The sequence below is a fragment of the Peribacillus sp. V2I11 genome (genome assembly GCF_030817135.1).
GTDB lineage: Bacteria > Bacillota > Bacilli > Bacillales > DSM-1321 > Peribacillus > Peribacillus simplex.
Genome location: NZ_JAUSYW010000001.1, coordinates 4,263,589 through 4,284,141, shown reverse-complemented (window position 1 = coordinate 4,284,141; position 20,553 = coordinate 4,263,589). Strand labels below are relative to the sequence as shown.

Genomic DNA, 20,553 nt, shown 5'->3' with positions numbered 1-20,553 from the left:
TCACAGTCCTTTGCGAGTTAAATTTCCAATTTTTCTAAATACATTCACGCAAAATTACATTATAGGAAAAAAATAAAAAAGGTAACCTAAACGTTACCTTTTTTCACAATTATATACTATTCGCTTTAGTTATAAAACTTTTTCCAAGAAGTCTTTTGCACGCTGGCTTTTTGGATTGGAAAAGAATTCTTCCGGAGCACTTTCCTCAACGAGCAGACCCCCGTCCAGGAATAGTACTCGATCGGCCACTTCTTTTGCAAATCCCATTTCATGCGTTACGATCAGCATGGTCATCCCTGTATGTGCCAGTGACTTCATAACCTCGAGCACTTCTTTTACCATCTCAGGATCAAGCGCTGAAGTGGGCTCATCGAAAAGCATTACTTCCGGGTTCATTGCCAATGCCCGTGCAATCGCGACCCTTTGTTTTTGCCCGCCTGACAGACGATTCGGATAAGCCGATTCTTTATCGGCCAAACCGACTTTATTCAAGAGCTCACGAGCTTGTTTTACAGCCTCAGCCTTTGATAATTTTTTCACCTTCATAGGTGCATATGTCAGATTCTCCAGTACTGTTTTATGAGGAAATAAATGAAAATGCTGAAATACCATTCCGACATTTTCACGCACTTTCATGATATTGGTCTTTTTTTCAGTGATGATTTGATCTTTAAACCTGATTTGACCATCAGTTGGAGTTTCAAGCATATTGATGCAGCGTAAGAAAGTTGATTTTCCCGAACCGGATGGACCGATGATCGCTAGCACTTCACCCTGCCCTATCTCGGTGCTGATTCCTTTTAATACCTCGAGCTTACCATAATTTTTTTTGAGTCCATCAATTTTAATCACTGCGTCTCATTCTCCTTTCAATCACCTTGCCTAAGATGGTGAGAACCATGACCATCACATAATAAATGAGGCCGGCAAATAATATCGGCTCGAAGAATTTATATGTCTCACCGCCGACAATATAAGAACGGCGCATGATATCCCCTAATCCAATAATTGTGACAACGGCTGATTCCTTCGTTAAGGAAATCAATTCGTTCACAAGGGACGGCAGGATATTCTTGATGGCCTGCGGAAGGATAATATTAAGCATCATCCCTGAATAGGGAACCCCAAGGGCAAGCGAAGCCTCTCGTTGTCCTTTATCGACAGCTAAAATGCCTCCCCTGATAATTTCAGAGATGTATGCCGCTGAATTTAGCCCGAATGCTAAAAATGCTGCTTGGAACGCTTCGATTTGAATCCCTAATATTTGTGGTGAACCAAAATAAATAAGCATTAATTGCAGCACCAAAGGGGTACCGCGAAAAATGGATGTATAAAAGTCAGCAATCCAATTTAAGGGCTTGATTCTGCTGATTTTTAGTATAGATAATAATATTCCCAAAACAAATCCGATTACTGCCGCTACCGCTACAACCTTTAATGTAGTCGGTATTCCCTCCAGGATATATGGAAGGGAAGGCATAATCCTTTCAAATTCCAGATTCACTCCATTCATCCTCTCTTATGAAGGCCGTTTTCTTAGGTCCTTCCTCCTGCTTCATTTTACTAACAATAAAGCGCGGAAAAACGTTCAGAAGGCAACTAAGCTCTTCTGAACGCTTTTCATCTCTGTATTATTCAGTTTCACTGCCACCGAACCATTTTATTATTAATTTTTCCATTTCACCATTCTCTAACATTTTTTTCAACTCGGTATTGAATTCTTCAGTTAACTTGCTTCCTTTTTGGAAAGCGATTGCCGAACCGGCATCTTGTTCACCGGACTCGATCACATGGCCCACCAATTCTTTATTATCATTCAAGTAGCCTTTTGCCACAGTATCTTCCATGATCACGGCATCAAAACGTCCTGTTGACATTTCTTGAACAACCTCAGGAATACGATTCCGTTTTTCAACTTTCATCCCGATATCTTGGGATTTATTCAAGTCATTTGCCAATGTCTCCTGAATGGATGCAAGCTGTACGCCTACCGTTTTCCCTTTTAAATCTTCAACAGTTTTGATTTTACTGTCCTTTGTCGTGACGATCATGTTTTTAGCTGTATAGTAAATATCACTGAAATCGACTGATTGCTCACGTTTTTCTGTTGGAGTCATTCCAGAGATAACGAAATCGACCGATTTATTCTCCAGAGCAGGCACAAGACTATTAAAGTCAATGTCCTTCACTTGGACCTCATAACCCAATTTTTTTCCGATTGCTTTAGCGATATCAATGTCAAAACCTTTGATTTCATCACTTTTAGATGTTTCAACAAATTCAAATGGCGGATAATCCGCAGATGTTCCCATTACCAGTACCTTTTTGTCTTCTTTGTCAGCTGTGTTCTTATCTTCTTTCTCTGATGTTCCGCATGCCGCTAAAATACCTACCAATAAAACAGAAGTAAGCAAAAATGCTAACTGCTTTTTCAACTTCATTATTATTCCTCCAAAATGATATTTTCAATTCTCTTGTTATTAATTTTAGTTTAGTTAAATTTTGAATAACTAATATTCATACACTAATGTGTATTTTAACACACTCTAATAATTATTCAATAACGTAAATAATAGATTCATTTTTCAGAATATTGCTATAATTTTATTTCTAAGATTCGCGCTTTTTCACCAAAAGGAATATATCGACATCCTTATCTATCTTCTTTCCCAAATGTTCCTGACTTATGCAATTTCATGAATAAAAAAACCCGCCGAATGGGGGCTGTTGACAATCTAAAAGGAATTTCTGAAACCTGTATAGAATTTATTCTATGCAGGTTTTTTATTGGAGGGATTTCTATGATGGGACGCAATGATGAGTACCAAAGCAAAATGGAGTTTATTGATTTGAACGATTTTGTTCCTACTAATCATATTCTCCGCTTAATATTGGAGAGAATTGACTTCTCTTTTATATACGTTAAAATGGAAAGTTTTTATTCGAAACTGGGCCGGAAGTCTTTGGATCCCGTCCTCCTTTTCAAGATGTTGCTTATCGGCTATCTTTTTAATATTGACTCAGAACGCGAACTTGAACAGGAGGTTCATTTAAATCTTGCTTATAGATGGTTTTTAGGACTTGATCTAACTGATCGAATTCCCGACCACTCTATTTTTAGTCAAAATCGTCGAAGACGGTTCAAAGACAGTGCCGTATTCCAAGAAATCTTCGATCACATTGTTTCACTATGCATTGAAAAAGGATTGGTCACAGGGGAAACCATTGTGACAGATTCTACCCATATAAAAGCCAGTGCTTCTAAGGATCAGGTGAAAAAGGTTGAGGTTGAGAAGACTCCTTCCCAGTATTTAAATACTCTTGAAGAAGAGGCAAAGAAGCTTGAAAAAGAACTGCAGGAGAAAAGAGAAAACGTTGGCCGAAAAAAGGCTGGGAGAAAACCGAAAGAGTCTACTACAAAAATAGTGTCCGTCTCTAAAACCGATCCTGATTCAGGGTTATTAAATCGACCCGGGAAACCATCAGGTCCCCACTATTTGGCTCATACCAGCATTGATACCCAAAACGGAATCATAATAGATATTCATCCGAGTGCAGGAAATGTAAATGACTGCGAACCTTACGTAGAACGCTTGAAAGTGATAAAAGAGAAGTTTCATTTAAATATTAAGAATGTAGGGGCGGATCGTGGATACGATACAACGCCTATTCACCATGGATTAAAAAAATTAGGCATAACGGGGTATATCAGTCCCACTCAGTATGATTCGGCGTTTAAGACAACCTCGCATCGGGAGTTCACTTATAATAGCGAAAACGATATATACCTATGTCAAAATAAGAAGGAACTAGCCTTTACACATTTAATGAGAAAGGGCGAAACAAATTACAAGACCTATTCGGCAAAAACCCAAGACTGTAAAGTCTGTCCTTTCAGAGTGGAATGCTTCGGGAAAACAGCGACTAAAAGAACCATATCACGCCCCATCGCCCATGAACTATTAGAAGAAAACATGAAAAGGACAAAAACAAGTGATTACAAACTGGTTCAAAAACTAAGAAGAGTCTGGTGTGAAGGCTCATTTGGCACCATGAAAATAAAGCACAATTTATATAAGACATATAAGAGGGGCATTCAAAAAATCCATGAACAATGCCTCTTTTCGGCGTTGGCCTTAAACTTAAAACGAATGGTAAAAGTAATGAACTAGCTACAAAAAAATGAAGAAGAATAATCAATAAACAAGCAATTAACGATAAAAATCAAAATGGGGAAGGAGCAAAAGCTCTTCCCCATTTTGTCAACAGCCCCGAATGGGCGGGTTTTTTTATTTATCGCTTTAGGTTACACTTCTTCGCAATATTGATCGAAGTAGTCTTGTAATTTTTCTACTACAGACATCGGATGGTGCCCTTCAATTTCATGGCGCTCTATCATGGTGATGATTTTTCCATCCTTCAGCAATGCAAATGATGGGGATGACGGCGGATACCCTTCGAAATAATCACGGGCTTTCTCCGTCGCCTCTTTATCTTGCCCAGCAAACACGGTTACAAGCTGATCTGGGCGTTTATCATTATGGATTGCATGAGCCGCTGCAGGTCTAGCTATTCCCCCAGCGCAGCCACAAACGGAGTTTACCATAACAAGTGTCGTTCCTTTTTGTGCAAATACTTCCTCTACTTCCTCGGGAGTAGTCAATTCTGTATATCCAGCAGTCTTTATCTCATCGCGAGCCTGTTTGACTACGTCGTTCATTAAAAAATTAAAATCCATATTCATGGCATTTGCTCCTTCCAAGTTTTCTCTTCAATCCTATCATAACAATTGCCACTTCGTGATTCAATAAATTTACCTGTTAAAACCGCATAAACCATTTCCGAACATGTTTAAAACGAAAGGGAAGCGGGAATCATGTGTGTAACAACAAGACTTACAAAAGGATGGGGCATGCTTGGGAGACAATCCTCGCATGCCCCATCCTATTTCTTTTTTAATTTGACTTAAATGTATCGGTAAAAGATTGAAAGGCCTGCTTAACAGCAGCAGTGACCGTTTTATTCCCTGACATCACTTGATTTTCGAGTATTGGGAGAAGACTCTTGATGGTTTCATTTTTATAAAACATCGTTTTAAGCTGGTGATCCATCAATGAATAAAGCCATTCCTTAGATTGCATTCTTCGCCGTTCTTGAAAAACACCCGATTCCTTGGTCATATCGGAAAATTCATTCAATACATCCCAAAGCTCAGGAATTCCTTTACCGGTTATGGCGGAACAAGTATATGCCTTTCCCGCCCATCCCTTTGTTGCTGGCCGAAGGAAGTGCAAGATTCTGCTATATTCGGACTTCGTCCTAATCGCCAGCGGAATGTTCTCTCCATCGGCTTTATTGACCACAATTCCGTCCACAAGTTCCAGAATCCCTTTTTTCATCCCTTGTAATTCATCTCCGGCACCTGTAAGGACAAGGAGCATGAAGAAGTCGACCATACTTCTGACTATAGCCTCACTCTGACCGACCCCGACAGTCTCTATCAGTATCACATCAAATCCTGCCGCTTCACAAAGCAACATCGTTTCCCTCGTTTTGCGGTGAACTCCTCCTAGAGTGCCTTCGGATGGTGAGGGTCTTATGAAGGCATGGGGGTTTTTTGCCAGCTCCTCCATCCTTGTCTTATCGCCTAGTATACTTCCGCCATTGATCGAAGAGCTTGGATCGACTGCTAGAACAGCAACCTTATGGCCCTTGTCACATAAGAAGGTTCCGAACGTCTCGATGAAGGTACTTTTTCCGGCACCGGGCACTCCGGAAATCCCGATGCGAATCGAGTTCCCTGCATGAGGTAGGATGGCATGCAATAATTCCTGTGCATGATCTAAGTGTTGGGATGCATTGCTTTCAACCAATGTAATACCTTTAGCTAGCTTGGCCCTGTCCCCTTTTATGATTCCCTCTTTAAGTTCATGGACCGGTATGTTTACATTATGTTTTTTGACGAATTTACTTTTTGAAGGTTTATTATGGCTTGCTGCTAATTCCACACCTGGCTTTAATGAAGAAGCAAAACCTTTCTGATTGTTAAGATCGACCCATTCGGGCTTCTTGTCTTCACTCATTATTGGGCCACTTCCTCATATCCGAGGCGATTGTATATTTCCTGAAGCACTTTCTTTGCTGCCTGTGGAATGACCGTACCAGGTCCAAAAATGGCTGTAGCGCCATTTTCCATTAGGTACTCATAATCCTGTGCAGGGATGACGCCGCCTACGATCACTATAATGTCCTCACGGCCCAAGTTCTTCAGTTCCGCCATAAGCTGCGGCAACAATGTTTTATGACCGGCAGCAAGCGAACTCATTCCGACTACATGCACATCATTTTCCACGGCCTGGATGGCAGTTTCTTTCGGTGTTTGGAATAATGGACCGATATCGACATCATAGCCTAAATCCGCAAACCCCGTCCCTACTACTTTAGCTCCACGATCATGACCGTCCTGACCCATTTTAGCCATTAACAAACGCGGTCTTCTTCCTTCATTTTCAAGGAACTCTTCCGTCATGCGGACGACTTCCTCAATTTCCGCTTCTTTTGAGTATGCCGAGCTATATACGCCGCTGATAGAACGGATCGTTGCTTTGTGACGTCCAGCCACCTCTTCGATCGCATCGGAGATTTCACCTAATGAAGCCCGTACTCTTGCAGCTTGCACAGCCAGTTCAAGAAGGTTACCTTCGCCAGTTTTGGCAGCGATGGATAGCGCTTGAAGAGCTTCATCCACCTTTGCCTGATCACGTTTCGCTTTTAATTCGCTCAAACGCTTAAGCTGACTTTCGCGAACTGCTGTATTATCAATCTCCAGTATTTCAATCGGATCTTCTTTTTTCAAACGATACTTATTGACGCCAACGATCGTTTCATCTTGGGAATCGATTTTAGCCTGACGCTTTGCAGCCGCTTCCTCGATCCTCATTTTTGGAAGTCCGGTTTCAATTGCCTTCGCCATTCCTCCAAGACCTTCGATTTCTTCTATGTGAGCCCAAGCCCGTTCGATCAATTCATTTGTGAGCGATTCTACATAGTATGAACCCGCCCATGGATCGATTACTTTTGTGATCCCGGTTTCCTCCTGCAGATATAGCTGTGTGTTACGTGCAATGCGTGCAGAGAAATCCGTTGGCAGGGCAATGGCCTCATCCAATGCGTTCGTATGCAGGGACTGTGTATGCCCAAGTGCAGCTGCATGAGCTTCTATAAGGGTCCTTGCGACATTGTTAAACGGATCCTGCTCGGAGAGGCTCCAGCCGGAGGTTTGGGAATGAGTCCTCAATGCCATCGCTTTATTATTTTTCGGTTCGAATTGTTTCATCAGTTTTGACCAAATGAAACGAGCCGCCCTCATTTTCGCCACTTCCATGAAATAGTTCATTCCTACAGCCCAGAAGAATGACAGGCGTGGTGCAAATTTATCGATATCAATACCTGCTTTCATTCCGGTACGTGCATACTCAAGCCCATCCGCCAACGTATAGGCAAGTTCGATATCAGCCGGCGCCCCAGCTTCTTGCAGATGATAACCGGAGATGGAAATGGAATTGAACTTGGGCATATATTTGGATGTATATTCGAATATATCAGCTATGATTTTCATGGACATTTCAGGTGGGTAAATATACGTATTCCGAACCATGTATTCCTTTAAGATGTCATTTTGAATCGTGCCTGAAAGCTTATCCTGTGTTACGCCCTGTTCTTCAGCTGTCACGATATAAAATGCTAGGATGGGTAATACAGCACCGTTCATCGTCATTGACACGGACATCTGATCAAGCGGAATGCCGTCGAACAAGATTTTCATGTCAAGAATGGAATCAATGGCAACTCCCGCCTTCCCCACATCACCGACAACGCGTGGATGATCGGAGTCATAACCGCGGTGTGTAGCTAAATCAAAGGCAACTGAGAGCCCTTTTTGCCCCATCGCCAGGTTACGTCTGTAAAATGCATTGGATTCCTCAGCAGTCGAAAAACCTGCATACTGACGTACCGTCCAAGGACGATTGACATACATCGAAGGATAGGGCCCTCTTGTGAAAGGAGCGATCCCTGGCACACTTTCCATATGCTCCAAGTCACGATTATCTTCCTCAATATAAAGCGGTTTGATTTTTATTTGTTCATTGGTTTCAAACAGAAGATCCTCAATGTTTTTCCCAACTGCTTTTTCGGCTTCCTTTTTCCATGCTTCCACCGTACCTTTAATCTCAGGCTTAGCAGGATTTATAGCAGAAAAATTCGGTTTTTTCATTTCAGTTCACCCCCAGCTTCTGCAATAATTCCAATAAAATGGCTATTGCATTCGTTTTAACATGGATAAAATCTTGGACTCCGGTTTCATTTAGTTTAAACTCCAATTCTTCTTGCTGCTTGCCGGCACAATAAATAGTGATTTCAGGGAATTGTTTTTTAATTTCTTTAATGGTGATTGGCGCTAATTCCGAGTAGTCACCATCACTGCCGCAGACACAATAAATAGGGAGCTTGGTCGCAGCAACATAATCGACTGCTTCCTCGACGGTTTGACACCCCTTACTGCCGATTGTTTCAATACCACCTGCTGCAGCAAGACTTTTAACGAAATCTGCACGAGGTTTATAGGATTTAAGATTATTCAAATTAATCAAACCAATAGTTGGGGCCGTTCCACTTATTTCTTTATACTTTTCACTGCGAAGTCTTATCTGTTCAAAATGAATGGATACCCGATTCCTGGCAAGTGGGGTAATGCCAACGGGCTTCTCGACTTTCATATATGACACATGGTTATCCTGTGTCGGGGTTTTAATCTTATCAGCGGGATTCGGATATACATTCGTTCCGATGATACTTTCTTTTCTGAATGCCGCATTTTGAACTCTTCCGTGGTAAACTTCAGCTATTTCTTTCTGAAGGGTGCCTTGTTTAATTAGCTCTAATATCCCTCCAGCTACATCGATTCCAAGGAATTTCGCCCAAGCCTTTTCAGCCAATTCATCCGTTAATTGCTCAACATACCATGAACCGCCGGCAGGATCGATCACTGTTGTGATATTTGTTTCTTCTTTTAAAATCAAGTGAGTATTACGGGCAATTCTTTCTGAAAAATCATCGGTTTCACCAGTTGCGTGTGTAAATGGATGAATTTGAAGATATTGAATGCCTCCAATAGCTGCGGCGAAAGCTTGGTTTGTGGTCCGAAGAATATTGACGTGCTGATCATATAGCGTTTCTGTCAACTCGGAAGTAACGGCATGTATCGCCATTTTAAAATGGTCCGATGCTGTATCGAAAGCTTCTGCAAGACCTGCCCAAAGCCTTCTGGCAGCCCGCAGTTTAGCGATGGACATGAAGTAATTGGAATCCACAGCAAAAGAGAAAACTATTTTTTCGGAAACCGAAGCAATAGAATGCCCTTGTTTTTGCCCTTCCAATAGATATTGGACGGCTGCCGATAATCCGTACGCTATTTCTTGTACGGCATTAGCTCCTCCATTATGATAAACTGCCGTATTAATCAAAACAGTCTTTAAATCCCTGCCTACCTTCTGATAATCTTGGATCGTCTTCAGCCAGTCTGCAAAATAGTTGTCCGTATCTTCTGGCAGCTGACCGCAAATGAGCCATTCTGCAATGGGATCTTCAGCAATAACGCCTGTCAATTGGGTATTTTGCGCTTCGGCAACAGCATTGAATTGAGGGAATAATCCTTTTTGTTTCCCCTTAAGGTCAATGAAAACCGGGATTTCTTTTAATGGGATATCCTTAAACAATTTTTCAGCCCTTGCTCCCTCGAAAAGCAATCGTGCAGGGTATGCCACGACATTTTGCCCGCGCTTGAATGAAGCCTTCATCTTTTCATTTGCTTCTTCAGCCGTGATACCGCTTACAGGTTGAACGACAAGCCAAGGTTTTTCATGATAACCCGTTGGGGAGGTTCCTCTGGTGAAAGGGAAGAATCCTGGCAATTCAGCCACTTTTTCCGTCGAATCCGCCTTTTCTGTATAGAGCGGATATAAAGTGATGTCCTCATATGTATCCGTTTTTAATTTTTCTACACTTTTCCCTTTTAAACTTGCTTCCGCAGCTTCTTTCCACTCTTCAAAAGAAGGCTTAGGAAAGGTTATGTTTTTTACTTCTTTCAGTTCCATCTGTAATCGCTTTCTTATCTTCTGCCGCCTCATGCGCCCTGTCCTTCCATTGGGAGAACGAACGCTCAGTCAGTTTTGGATAAGAAAACCACCCTCCCGTCAATTTGATCTGGATTATACTAACATTCTACCATAATTTTCTTGAAAATTAAGACAATAGAAATTAGAAAATCTGTTATTAGGGAAACCACTAGCCTCTTTATAAATCAAGTACAGCCCCTGGTCTGTATTAGAACAGCTCTTAATAAAATAATAGCAAAAATAAAATTTTTGTCGATGTTTTTCTATGGAAAAGTGAAGTGCAAAACAAAAAGGAAGGACCTATCGGCCTTCCTTTTCTTCATTTTAGTATATGGAAGTGTTATCTTTGGAAATCTTTTCGATGATTTCTTTAACCCTCGCGAGGAATCGGCCGCATACCAGTCCGTCCAAAACACGATGATCAAGTGATAAACAGAGATTCACCATATCTCGTACTGCAATCATGTCATTTATGACCACTGGGCGTTTTACAATCGTTTCAACTTGTAAAATGGCCGCTTGTGGGTAATTGATGATTCCCATGGACTGGACAGAACCGAATGAACCAGTGTTATTAACAGTGAACGTACCACCTTGCATATCCTCTGCTTTTAACTTACCCGCCTTCACTTTGGATGCGAGTTCCTGTATCTCCCGTGCTATACCTTTGATTGATTTCTCATCCGCATTTTTAATGACCGGGACAAATAAGGCGTCTTCAGTTGCAACGGCTATTGATATATTGATTTCTTTCTTTTGTATGATTTTTTCGCCTGCCCACATCGAATTGAGCTCTGGAAATTCCGTAAGGGCTTGAGCAACCGCTTTTACGAAAAAGGCAAAGTACGTTAAATTATAGCCTTCTTTTAGTTTAAAGTCGGATTTTAGATTATCACGCAACTTCACCATATTGCTTGCGTCAACTTCCACCATCGTCCAGGCATGTGGAATTTCGTGCTTACTTTTCAACATATTGGACGCAATTGCCTTTCGGATGCCGGTAACGGGTATTTCCTTGTCACCAGCCGCAGTAGGCACGTTTATTACTGGACTGGTTTGACGATTAACTTGAGGAGCAATCGCTTCAGGAGCCGAATCGGATATTGCGGAAGGCTCATCCGCCTTAGGAAGTTCCCCTGATTCAACAAGTTTCAGTAAATCTTTACGGGTGATCCGTCCCTCATTCCCCGTTCCTTTAACTTTTGAAAGATCGATTCCATGCTCCTGGGAAAGTTTTAACACAGCTGGCGAATAGCGAGCTTTCCTTGATGGTTCGGCCGCTTGCTGCACATCTCTTGTAACGGGTGCCTCACCATTTTCCTCACTATGAGAAACTTGCCCAGCATTTTCGTTATCCGTCTTTGCCATTTCAACTTCAATCGAGCAAATGACTTCCCCGACTGCCAATGTTTGATTCTCATCCGCTCTCAATTCCTTGATGATGCCGGTGAAGGAAGAAGGAACCTCAGCATTTACTTTATCCGTCATCACTTCAGCTAGCGGGTCGTATTTCGTGACATGATCCCCAGGCTTTACAAGCCATTTACTGATGGTTCCCTCTGTGACACTTTCGCCTAGTTGAGGCATCTTCATTAATTCCATAGCCATTATTCTTTCCTCCTTCTTAACAGTCATTAATACTCGGCCAATTCCCTCATAGCTTTTTCCACTTTATCAGGATTCACCATAAATTGTTTTTCCATCGTAGGTGCATATGGCATGGCAGGTACATCAGGTCCGGCCAATCGTTTTACAGGGGCATCCAAATCAAAAAGGCAATGCTCGGCAATGATGGCCGCGACCTCACTCATGATGCTTCCTTCTTTATTATCTTCCGTAACCAGTAATACTTTCCCCGTTTTAGAAGCTGCTTCTATGATGGCATCCTTATCCATTGGGTAGACGGTACGCAAGTCAAGAACATGTGCAGATATTCCATCTGCAGCTAATTTTTCTGCTGCCTGAAGGGCAAAATGCACACAAAGGCCATAGGAGATGACAGTAATGTCTTCCCCTTCCCGTTTCACATCCGCCTTACCGATTGGAAGTACATAATCTTCAGTGGGTACCTCACCCTTGATCAAGCGGTATGCGCGTTTATGTTCAAAGAAAAGCACTGGGTCTTCATCGCGAATGGCAGCTTTAAGCAAGCCCTTTACATCATACGGAGTGGAAGGCATCACAATTTTCAAGCCCGGCTGATTGGCAAAGATTGCTTCAACCGATTGTGAATGATAAAGAGCTCCATGAACCCCTCCTCCATATGGAGCACGGATTACCATAGGACAGCTCCAGTCATTATTGGAACGGTATCTAATTTTGGCTGCCTCTGAAACTATTTGGTTAATGGCAGGCATGATGAAATCAGCAAATTGCATCTCAGCTATCGGCCGAAGCCCATACATGGCGGCTCCAATTCCCACACCTGCAATTGCAGATTCAGCGAGAGGGGTATCGATGACCCTGGCTTCACCGAATTGGTCGTATAAACCATTAGTGGCTTTAAAGACCCCACCTTTTTTTCCTACATCCTCTCCCAATACGAATACACGGGAATCGCGTTCCATCTCTTCCCTCATTGCCATTGTCACGGCATCTATATAAGAAATCACTGGCATTCTATTACCCCCTTACTTTTGTGCATACACATGATTCATAGCACTTTCAGCCTTCGGATATGGAGCATTTTCAGCATAATCGGTTGCTTCGTTGACTATCTTCATGACTTCATCATTCATTCGTTTCTCAATGTCATCATCCATGATTCCCACTTCTTTTAAATACGCTCCAAATGTCATTATGGAATCCTTCGTTTTGGCTTCGGCCACTTCGTCCGCTGTCCGGTAGCTTCGGTCATCATCATCACTTGAATGAGGTGTGAGCCTGTATGAAACGGTTTCTACTAGTGTAGGGCCTTCTCCCCTTCGTGCACGGTCAGCCGCTTCTTTCACCGCTGCATACACTGCCAATGGATCATTGCCGTCCACCGTTATTCCAGGCATCCCATAGCCAATCGCCCTGTCGGAAACATTTTCACACGATAGCTGTTTCGAAATAGGAACGGAAATCGCATATTTATTATTTTCACACATGAAAATGACCGGTAGCTTATGCACACCTGCAAAGTTGGCCCCTTCATGAAAATCGCCCTGATTGGATGAACCTTCCCCAAACGTTACGAATGTTACCAAATCCTTACCTTCCATCTTCCCTGCAAGGGCAATTCCAACAGCATGCGGGACCTGTGTCGTAACAGGCGATGAACCAGTGACGATCCTATTTTTCTTTTGACCAAAATGACCAGGCATTTGGCGCCCGCCGGAATTGGGATCTTCCTCTTTCGCGAAACCTGAAAGCATCAAGTCTTTTGCGGTCATTCCGAAGGTAAGCACAACACCTACATCCCGATAATAAGGCAGGACATAATCCTTTTGCCGATCAAGCGCAAACGCTGCCCCAACCTGTGCAGCTTCTTGCCCCTGGCAGGAAATCACGAAGGGAATTTTCCCGGATCGGTTTAAAAGCCACATGCGCTCATCAACTCTGCGGGACAAAAGCATTGTCCGGTACATATCTAAAACCGTTTCCTCATTTAAGCCTAATTGTTCATGACGTTTTTCTACCATCATAAAACCTCCTGACCTTATTCTTTATGAATGAATGGCACGTCCATCGACAGCAAGGGCCGCCTCTCCGATTGCTTCAGAAAGACTTGGGTGCGGATGAATTGTCTTGCCTATCTCCCATGGTGTCGCATCAAGCACTTTTGCAAGTCCCGCTTCTGAAATCATATCCGTAACATGTGGTCCGATCATATGAACGCCCAGTATATCATCCGTTTTCTTATCGGCGATGATTTTGACAAAACCGTCCGCTTCCCCGAAAACAAGGGCCTTACCAACTGCACGGAACGGGAATTTCCCAATTTTAAGACCATAGCCTTCCTTGTTTGCCTGTTCTTCCGTCAAACCGACACTTGCAGCTTCAGGGCTTGAATACACACATTTTGAAATGAGCGAATAATCCAGCCGTTCCGGTTTTTGGCCTGCCATATGTTCAACGGCTATAATACCTTCATGGGAGGCAACGTGAGCCAATTGCAGACCGCCGATACAATCACCGATCGCATAGATATGTGATTCCTTCGTTTGGAAGAAGTCATTGGTTTCAATAAAACCATTTTCTTTCACAATTTCCGTATTTTCAAGTCCGATCCCTTCAACATTTGCTGATCTGCCTACGGAAACCAGCATTTTTTCAGCTGTGAATTCCTCTACCGAACCTTTGACTTCAGCAGAAATGGATACTGAAACATCCGTTTTCAGGGTTTCAGGCAATACCTTGGCACCTGTAACGAATTTGACGCCTTTTTTCTTTAGGAGACGAAGCATTTCACTGGAAATATCATGGTCCTCAGTCGGAATGATTCTATCTGCATATTCCAGTACTGTCACTTCCACGCCAAAATCATTGAGCATCGAAGCCCATTCAATGCCGATAACTCCCCCGCCTACAATAATCATAGATTTTGGCAGGCTCTCAAGCTTGAGAGCTTCATCCGATGTAAGCACAAATTCCCCATCTATCGTCAAACCGGGCAGTGTCCTCGGACGCGAACCGGTGGCAATGATGACATTCTGAGGAATGAGCATTTCATTTTCACTGCCATTATTCATTTCCACGGAAATTGTCCCAGGCATCGGTGAAAATATAGATGGGCCAAGTATACGTCCTAACCCTTCATAAACCGTTATCTTCCCTTGTTTCATCAGGTGCTGGACACCTTTATAGAGTTGGTCGACCACTTTATTCTTTCTTTCCTGCACCTTAAGGAAATCTACCTTTACATCCCCGGTAACAACACCGAATTCCTCACTTTTCACTGCAGTCTGATAAACTTCCGCACTCCTTAAAAGTGCTTTTGAAGGGATACAGCCTTTATGTAGACACGTTCCGCCGAGCTTTCCTTTCTCCACGACAGCCGTTTTCAATCCTAATTGAGCAGCCCTTATCGCTGCCACATACCCGCCTGTTCCTCCTCCGAGGATAACGAGGTCAAATTCTTCAGCCAAAACCGCTCCTCCTCACAAATACATACTATTGTCACCAGTTTTACTTGCCCTATGTTTATTACGTTATCCTTGTTGAAAATTCCTGTGTTTATTTAAAAAAACACAGGAATCTATATCTTGTAAAACTACATTCACTTTCTTCCATTCAAGATATGTTTTTCATTTTGCAAGAATTGGCTCCTTGAATTCCTCATGCGAGCAATGCGCTCCTCGGCCATCCTATCCGCTGCTTTATAAGTTGGGATTTTATCACGTTTTGCAATCTCGATGACCCGTTCAATTGTATCATAAACCGTTTCCACTTTCTTAAGGGCTCTTTCCCGATTATACCCTAGAAGCTCATCGGCCACATTTATGACTCCACCAGCATTAATTACATAATCAGGAGCATATATAATCCCTTTTTCATGAATTTGATCGCCATGAACAGGTTCCTTTAATTGATTATTGGCTGCACCGGCAATGACCTTCGCCCTGATTTGATTGATTGTATGATCATTTATGACAGCCCCTAATGCACATGGTGCATAGATATCACAGTCGACTCCATAAATTTCATCAGGATTCACTGCAGTCGCCCCAAAGGATTCAACCGCACGGGCCACGCTTTCTTTATTGATATCCGTAACGATCAGCTTGGCGCCCTCCTCATGAAGGTGACGGCATAAGTTATAAGAAACATTCCCGACGCCTTGAACTGCAATTACCTTGCCTTCTAAAGAATCCGTTCCGAATGCTTCTTTTGCAGCAGCCTTCATACCGCGATACACCCCATAAGCAGTTACAGGGGAAGGGTTACCCGAAGAACCGAATGCAGGGGAAATCCCAGTGACAAAATCCGTCTCCTCATGAATGAGATCCATATCCTCAACCGTTGTACCTACATCTTCAGCTGTTATATAACGCCCATTCAGCCCTTGGATATACCTTCCGAACGCACGGAACATTTCTTCATTTTTATCCTTACGCGGATCGCCGATGATGACGGTTTTCCCCCCGCCTAAATTCAAGCCGGCAGCTGCGTTCTTATATGTCATTCCTCTCGAAAGCCTTAAGGCATCTTCAATGGCTTCTTCTTCAGATGCATACGTCCACATCCTTGTGCCTCCAAGCGCAGGCCCTAATGTTGTATCATGAATGGCAATAATCGCTTTAAGACCCGATTGTTTATCCTGACAGAATAGCAGTTGCTCGTAATCATACTTCTCAAGATATTTAAAAATTTCCATAAAGGAATCCTCCCTAGATGTTTTAATACATGTCAGATATGAGGACATTAAATTACTCCTCATTCTCATTCTTACTTGTTCCTACGTTCATTTTAAATAAAATCGCTACTCACATGATATTTTACCCATGGGGAATGGTTCCCTGGAAAAATCCATGTACCTTTAAATATGCAAATAACATGCCAATAAAATACATAATGAGAGCCTTTTTATCCAAAAAAAGGAGATGCTGGTTAATATGTTGGGCAACTATAGCCTATAACAAATTCAAAAAAATTTCATGTTAGAAGTGGAGTCTCGCTTAAATTAAAATAAATCAGAAAATTCCGTGCAGTTTTTTTCATAGTACGCAATTGTTTGCGTGCAAAAATTTTCACAGTTTTAGTTTTTCCATTTTGTAATATAGATTTCTAACTGAAATCCCCAGTGCTTTTGCCGTAAGTGTTTTATTTCCCTTGTGGGTATGGAACGCTTGCTGAATGATTTCGGCTTCATACTGGTCTATTATCTCCGAGAGCGATTTTCCCGATACGTAGCCAGAAGGCTTCATTAATAATTTCTCCTGTTTCAATGGAATCTCTTCGATAAAATCCGGAATATGATGTATATCAATGATCGTCTCGTTCAATTTCATGAAAATGATGGCCCGTCCTAAGATATTTTCCAGTTCCCTCACATTACCTGGCCAGTTATAGACTTGCATCTTATGTATAGCTGCTGCCGTAATTCCCTCTATGCTCCGTCCATACTCTTGATTGATTTTATTAATCAAATGCTCCGCCAATTCTCTCAAATCTTCTTTTCGCTTTCTTAATGGAGCAATGAAAATAGGCATGCGGTTCAGCCTGAAATACAAGTCTTCCCTGAATGATCCGGTTGCGATGGCCTGTTCAAGATTGATATTCGTAGCGGCTATGACCCGGACATTGATGGGAATCGGCTTCGTCCCCCCCACTCTGACGATTTCCTTTTCTTGTAAGACCCGAAGTAATTTAGCTTGGATGTTGGCTGGTAATTCACCAATTTCGTCCAAAAAGATACTCCCTTGATTTGCCTCTTCAAAAAAACCGACCTTTCCGCCCCTGCTTGCCCCTGTAAAGGCTCCTTCATCATAACCGAACAGTTCACTTTCAAGTAATGATTCCGAGATGGCCGCACAATTTACACGTACGAATTTATTGAATTTCCTATCGCTCGCATTATGGATGGCGTGTGCAAATAACTCTTTGCCAGTCCCTGATTCCCCCCTTAATAAGACAGTAGCAGGTGTTTTTGCCGATAATTTCGCCTGTTCAATGGGAAGCTTCATCTCTTCGGAAGCCCCAATTATATCATCGAAGGAATATTTAGCCTGCAATGTACGAATAATCTGTCTTGCCCGATTCAGTTCATGGGTCAAGGCCTGAATTTCCGATACATCATGAATGACGCCAACGCTCCCTTTCAGGCACCCATCCACGATGATTGGAGCAACATTCACGATCACTTCCTTATGTTTTGGGCCGACACGCATATTTACACCCCGAACAGGTTTTTTTGTCTGAAGCACTTTCATATGCATACTTTCACCTTCGTAAATATCGATGGAAGCCGGCTTACCAATCACTTGGGTCTTTGTTAAGCCAGTGATTCTTGTATATGCCGGATTGATCAAAAGCCCCCTGCCTTGATCATCCACAACAGATATGGCTTCATCACTGGATTGAATGATCGCTTGGAGCATCGTCTGTATCTCTTTTAAATCAGTGATCTGCTCCGCCAATTGTACAGCTTCCGTTTTATTCCTGAACACGGAAAAGGCACCTATGATTTCCTTATCGGCATTCACCAGAGGTATCCTTGTCGTTATGAGTTCCATCCCATTGCTAAGGGTGATTTCCTGATTTACTTCTTTTTGGTTCGTTTGCATCACTCGCAGCAATCCAGTCGAAGGGATGAAATCTTTGATATGCCTGCCTATCACATCCTCGCGCTTTGTGTCAGATGCACGTTCCGCACTATCATTGAACATGATGATGAATCCTTCATGATCAATCACCACCATCCCTTCGCTGGTCGTATTAAGGATCAAGTCCATTTTTGCCGAGGTATTCTCCAATTTACTTATTAAACGATTTTTCTCTTCAAACAACTTAGCCATAATGAGGGCGACACTTCCAGGAATGAGAATCGTTTGTTCACCCATGTCCCTTTTTATCTTTTTATAGACAGACGGGTCACCGGTCGTATCAAAAATGATGTCCAAATCCCGCTCCAGACCCATGCTCCAATTGGTCACTGTAGGAATCTTTCGTTCCTTTGCAGCAAGCATCCCTTCAGCGGATTCATTCGTATCAGCCATACAAACAATGGAGAATACTTCACTTTCCGATAGGAGTTTCAACACGGTTGTCCCTCCCACTCCTCCCCCTATTATCATGACCTTTTGCATGAGCCATCCCCCTTAAGATATAATTACCCCTTTTAATAGATCATTCCCTGCAATTTTTTTCATACTTCACACCATTTTACCATATCGGCACCCTTAAAAAACAGCCACCAACTCCCAGTCATTATCTGGATTCCCGAAACTTGACAAATAATTTATATCCTTTATCATTTTTTAAAGACGGAATTTTCGGAAGGGATTTGACCGCATGAAACGTTTAATCGCTTTTTTGATTCTTTTTATACCCGGTGCCTTTGCTGCCTATGGCATAAAAATAATGAGGGACATGGTGTTCGGTATTTTACAGCCTCCCTATCCAGTCCTTTGGCTGCAATTTTTAATCGGACTGCTCATTACGATTGGCGGAATAGCCTTTATCGCCGGCTTCGTCCTTCATCGAGATCGAAAACAAAATAAGGTCCAAAGCAGGTTCAATAAATTTTAAACGCAAAAAGAAGGTGCCATGTATCATATGGCACCTTCTTTCTTTAACTTGATTTCAATCCTTCTCTGATCCGTACGGCTGCCTCGGGAAAATCGGTTATGATGCCGCTGCACCCCAATTTGAATAACCGCTTCATCTCGGCTTCTTTATTAATGGTATATGGGCGTACAGGAACACCCATACTCACCGATGCTTGAATTAGTGCATCAGGGGCAGCACGGATATTTGGGTGGATTGCACTTCCGCCTATTGCCTTGGCATATATCCACGGCATGTATAGACCATCCCTATAAAGCGGTGCGGTTTCCAATTCAGGTGCCAATTGATGGCAATTGACCAAACTGTAATGATTGAAAGAAGAAAGGATTACCCTTTCCTCCATTTCGTAAGTACGGATGAGCCGGATGACTTTCTCTTCTAAGCCTGGATACAGAAAAAGCGTATTTTTCAATTCAATATTGCAAAAAAGCTGATTATCGTAAAGCCAAATAAATAGTTCTTCAAGCGTCGGAATCTTTTCTTTACCCAAATTACCCTTATGGGTTGAGGACGCATTAAGAGTTTTCAACTCCTTCAAGGTCCGGTCTTTTACATACCCCGAGGCATTCGTGGTCCGATCGAGCTTTTCATCGTGAATGATGACCACTTCTCCATCCTTCGAGAGCTGGACATCCGTTTCAATTCCGTCCGCCCCGACACGGGCAGCTTCTTTGAACGCCGACATCGTATTTTCCGGATGTGTTCCCGCAGAGCCTCGATGTGCAAAGATTAAGGTCATGATGAAACGCCGCCTCTCTCAATAAAATGTTATATCCCAATTTTATGAACAGAAACAGCAAATTATTTTCATCTAGATCAATCATTTAATCAAAATGCAGGTGATTATTTTCTGCATAGAAGGTTCCTTTAGTCCTTTCGTCAAATCACTCACTTTCTTTTCCAAGTCTTTAATTTGCATGTGTGAATCCGGAAAGGCCATTTGACCAATCGTAATTTCCCCTTCCCCTATAGATTCAAGCATATCCATGATTGACTTCCGTTTTCGTCCAATTGATATATTTGAGCCATCAACCTCTCGAATTGATTTCTTGTTTGTTCATATTGAAAATTTTGTTCACCATTCAATTGTCCCAGATACATTTCATATACATCAAGCTTTTCCTTTATTGATTCAATTTTCATTATTTTTGATTTATAAAAAAGC

Annotated in this window: 17 protein-coding genes; 2 read left to right on the top strand and 15 right to left on the bottom strand. The window is 42.3% G+C overall.

The window, feature by feature from the left end; translation table 11 throughout:
- Positions 1–129: 129 nt before the first annotated feature.
- The 3 genes from QFZ73_RS20955 to QFZ73_RS20945 all read right to left on the bottom strand — a co-directional run bounded on the left by QFZ73_RS20955 (position 130) and on the right by QFZ73_RS20945 (position 2,435).
- Entirely contained in the window at positions 130–852 is a 723-nt protein-coding gene (locus tag QFZ73_RS20955) for an amino acid ABC transporter ATP-binding protein (protein ID WP_251434890.1), read from the bottom strand.
- Entirely contained in the window at positions 845–1,504 is a 660-nt protein-coding gene (locus tag QFZ73_RS20950; protein ID WP_207439437.1) for an amino acid ABC transporter permease, read from the bottom strand. The genes QFZ73_RS20955 and QFZ73_RS20950 overlap by 8 nt, the downstream gene beginning before the upstream one ends.
- Positions 1,505–1,631: 127 nt before the next feature.
- Positions 1,632–2,435 carry a transporter substrate-binding domain-containing protein gene (locus tag QFZ73_RS20945; protein ID WP_483878194.1) on the bottom strand — a complete coding sequence of 268 codons (804 nt, stop codon included), beginning with the start codon at positions 2,433–2,435 and terminating at the stop codon, positions 1,632–1,634.
- A 366-nt stretch (positions 2,436–2,801) separates the two neighbouring features.
- On the opposite strand from QFZ73_RS20945, the gene QFZ73_RS20940 reads away from it, so the two are divergent.
- Entirely contained in the window at positions 2,802–4,172 is a 1,371-nt protein-coding gene (locus tag QFZ73_RS20940) for an IS1182 family transposase (RefSeq protein WP_307270260.1), read from the top strand.
- A gap of 134 nt (positions 4,173–4,306) precedes the next feature.
- Here the strand turns inward: QFZ73_RS20940 and QFZ73_RS20935 are convergent, their stop codons facing one another.
- From QFZ73_RS20935 to QFZ73_RS20890, 10 genes are all read right to left on the bottom strand, one after another.
- The gene (locus QFZ73_RS20935; protein WP_034308239.1) at positions 4,307–4,744 is read right to left on the bottom strand and encodes a BrxA/BrxB family bacilliredoxin; all 438 of its coding nucleotides are present in this window, start codon (positions 4,742–4,744) and stop codon (positions 4,307–4,309) included.
- Positions 4,745–4,955: 211 nt separating this feature from the next.
- Complete coding sequence (meaB, locus tag QFZ73_RS20930) at positions 4,956–6,083, bottom strand: methylmalonyl Co-A mutase-associated GTPase MeaB (RefSeq protein WP_307270257.1); 1,128 nt, start codon at positions 6,081–6,083, stop codon at positions 4,956–4,958.
- Complete coding sequence (gene scpA, locus QFZ73_RS20925; protein WP_251434880.1) at positions 6,083–8,275, bottom strand: methylmalonyl-CoA mutase; 2,193 nt, start codon at positions 8,273–8,275, stop codon at positions 6,083–6,085. Before scpA ends, meaB begins: the two co-directional genes overlap by 1 nt.
- 1 nt (position 8,276) lies before the next feature.
- Complete coding sequence (locus QFZ73_RS20920) at positions 8,277–10,154, bottom strand: methylmalonyl-CoA mutase family protein (RefSeq protein ID WP_307270252.1); 1,878 nt, start codon at positions 10,152–10,154, stop codon at positions 8,277–8,279.
- Positions 10,155–10,499: 345 nt separating this feature from the next.
- Positions 10,500–11,783 (bottom strand): dihydrolipoamide acetyltransferase family protein, encoded by a 1,284-nt coding sequence (locus QFZ73_RS20915; protein ID WP_307270249.1) that lies wholly within the window; start codon positions 11,781–11,783, stop codon positions 10,500–10,502.
- 26 nt (positions 11,784–11,809) lie between these two features.
- Positions 11,810–12,793, bottom strand: coding sequence for an alpha-ketoacid dehydrogenase subunit beta (locus QFZ73_RS20910; RefSeq protein ID WP_307270246.1), 984 nt, complete (start codon positions 12,791–12,793; stop codon positions 11,810–11,812).
- Positions 12,794–12,805: 12 nt separating this feature from the next.
- Positions 12,806–13,801 (bottom strand): thiamine pyrophosphate-dependent dehydrogenase E1 component subunit alpha, encoded by a 996-nt coding sequence (locus QFZ73_RS20905; RefSeq protein WP_307270243.1) that lies wholly within the window; start codon positions 13,799–13,801, stop codon positions 12,806–12,808.
- A gap of 24 nt (positions 13,802–13,825) precedes the next feature.
- Positions 13,826–15,247: a dihydrolipoyl dehydrogenase gene (gene lpdA / locus QFZ73_RS20900; protein WP_251434866.1), complete on the bottom strand. Its 1,422-nt coding sequence runs from the start codon at positions 15,245–15,247 to the stop codon at positions 13,826–13,828.
- 131 nt (positions 15,248–15,378) lie between these two features.
- Positions 15,379–16,476, bottom strand: coding sequence for a branched-chain amino acid dehydrogenase (bcd, locus tag QFZ73_RS20895; protein ID WP_251434864.1), 1,098 nt, complete (start codon positions 16,474–16,476; stop codon positions 15,379–15,381).
- Positions 16,477–16,849: 373 nt separating this feature from the next.
- Positions 16,850–18,907: a sigma-54 interaction domain-containing protein gene (locus QFZ73_RS20890; RefSeq protein WP_307270237.1), complete on the bottom strand. Its 2,058-nt coding sequence runs from the start codon at positions 18,905–18,907 to the stop codon at positions 16,850–16,852.
- Between the two features lie 205 nt (positions 18,908–19,112).
- Here QFZ73_RS20890 and QFZ73_RS20885 point away from each other — a divergent pair, with 205 nt between their 5' ends.
- Positions 19,113–19,349, top strand: a complete 237-nt coding sequence (locus QFZ73_RS20885) for a DUF2627 domain-containing protein (RefSeq protein ID WP_101222519.1) — start codon at positions 19,113–19,115, stop codon at positions 19,347–19,349.
- Between the two features lie 43 nt (positions 19,350–19,392).
- Here the strand turns inward: QFZ73_RS20885 and QFZ73_RS20880 are convergent, their stop codons facing one another.
- Both QFZ73_RS20880 and QFZ73_RS20875 read right to left on the bottom strand, forming a co-directional pair.
- Positions 19,393–20,127: a glycerophosphodiester phosphodiesterase gene (locus tag QFZ73_RS20880; protein ID WP_307270231.1), complete on the bottom strand. Its 735-nt coding sequence runs from the start codon at positions 20,125–20,127 to the stop codon at positions 19,393–19,395.
- An 81-nt stretch (positions 20,128–20,208) separates the two neighbouring features.
- Entirely contained in the window at positions 20,209–20,376 is a 168-nt protein-coding gene (locus tag QFZ73_RS20875; protein ID WP_251431038.1) for a hypothetical protein, read from the bottom strand.
- Positions 20,377–20,553: the final 177 nt, after the last annotated feature.

Coding starts and splice junctions, on each gene's coding strand:
- meaB (WP_307270257.1), bottom strand. CDS start 6,083: ATGAGTGAAGACAAGAAGCCCGAATGGGTCGATCTTAACAATCAGAAA.
- QFZ73_RS20875 (WP_251431038.1), bottom strand. CDS start 20,376: ATGGATATGCTTGAATCTATAGGGGAAGGGGAAATTACGATTGGTCAA.
- QFZ73_RS20905 (WP_307270243.1), bottom strand. CDS start 13,801: ATGGTAGAAAAACGTCATGAACAATTAGGCTTAAATGAGGAAACGGTT.
- QFZ73_RS20920 (WP_307270252.1), bottom strand. CDS start 10,154: ATGGAACTGAAAGAAGTAAAAAACATAACCTTTCCTAAGCCTTCTTTT.
- QFZ73_RS20890 (WP_307270237.1), bottom strand. CDS start 18,907: ATGCAAAAGGTCATGATAATAGGGGGAGGAGTGGGAGGGACAACCGTG.
- QFZ73_RS20910 (WP_307270246.1), bottom strand. CDS start 12,793: ATGCCAGTGATTTCTTATATAGATGCCGTGACAATGGCAATGAGGGAA.
- QFZ73_RS20885 (WP_101222519.1), top strand. CDS start 19,113: ATGAAACGTTTAATCGCTTTTTTGATTCTTTTTATACCCGGTGCCTTT.
- QFZ73_RS20915 (WP_307270249.1), bottom strand. CDS start 11,783: ATGGCTATGGAATTAATGAAGATGCCTCAACTAGGCGAAAGTGTCACA.
- QFZ73_RS20880 (WP_307270231.1), bottom strand. CDS start 20,127: ATGACCTTAATCTTTGCACATCGAGGCTCTGCGGGAACACATCCGGAA.
- bcd (WP_251434864.1), bottom strand. CDS start 16,476: ATGGAAATTTTTAAATATCTTGAGAAGTATGATTACGAGCAACTGCTA.
- QFZ73_RS20935 (WP_034308239.1), bottom strand. CDS start 4,744: ATGAATATGGATTTTAATTTTTTAATGAACGACGTAGTCAAACAGGCT.
- scpA (WP_251434880.1), bottom strand. CDS start 8,275: ATGAAAAAACCGAATTTTTCTGCTATAAATCCTGCTAAGCCTGAGATT.
- QFZ73_RS20940 (WP_307270260.1), top strand. CDS start 2,802: ATGATGGGACGCAATGATGAGTACCAAAGCAAAATGGAGTTTATTGAT.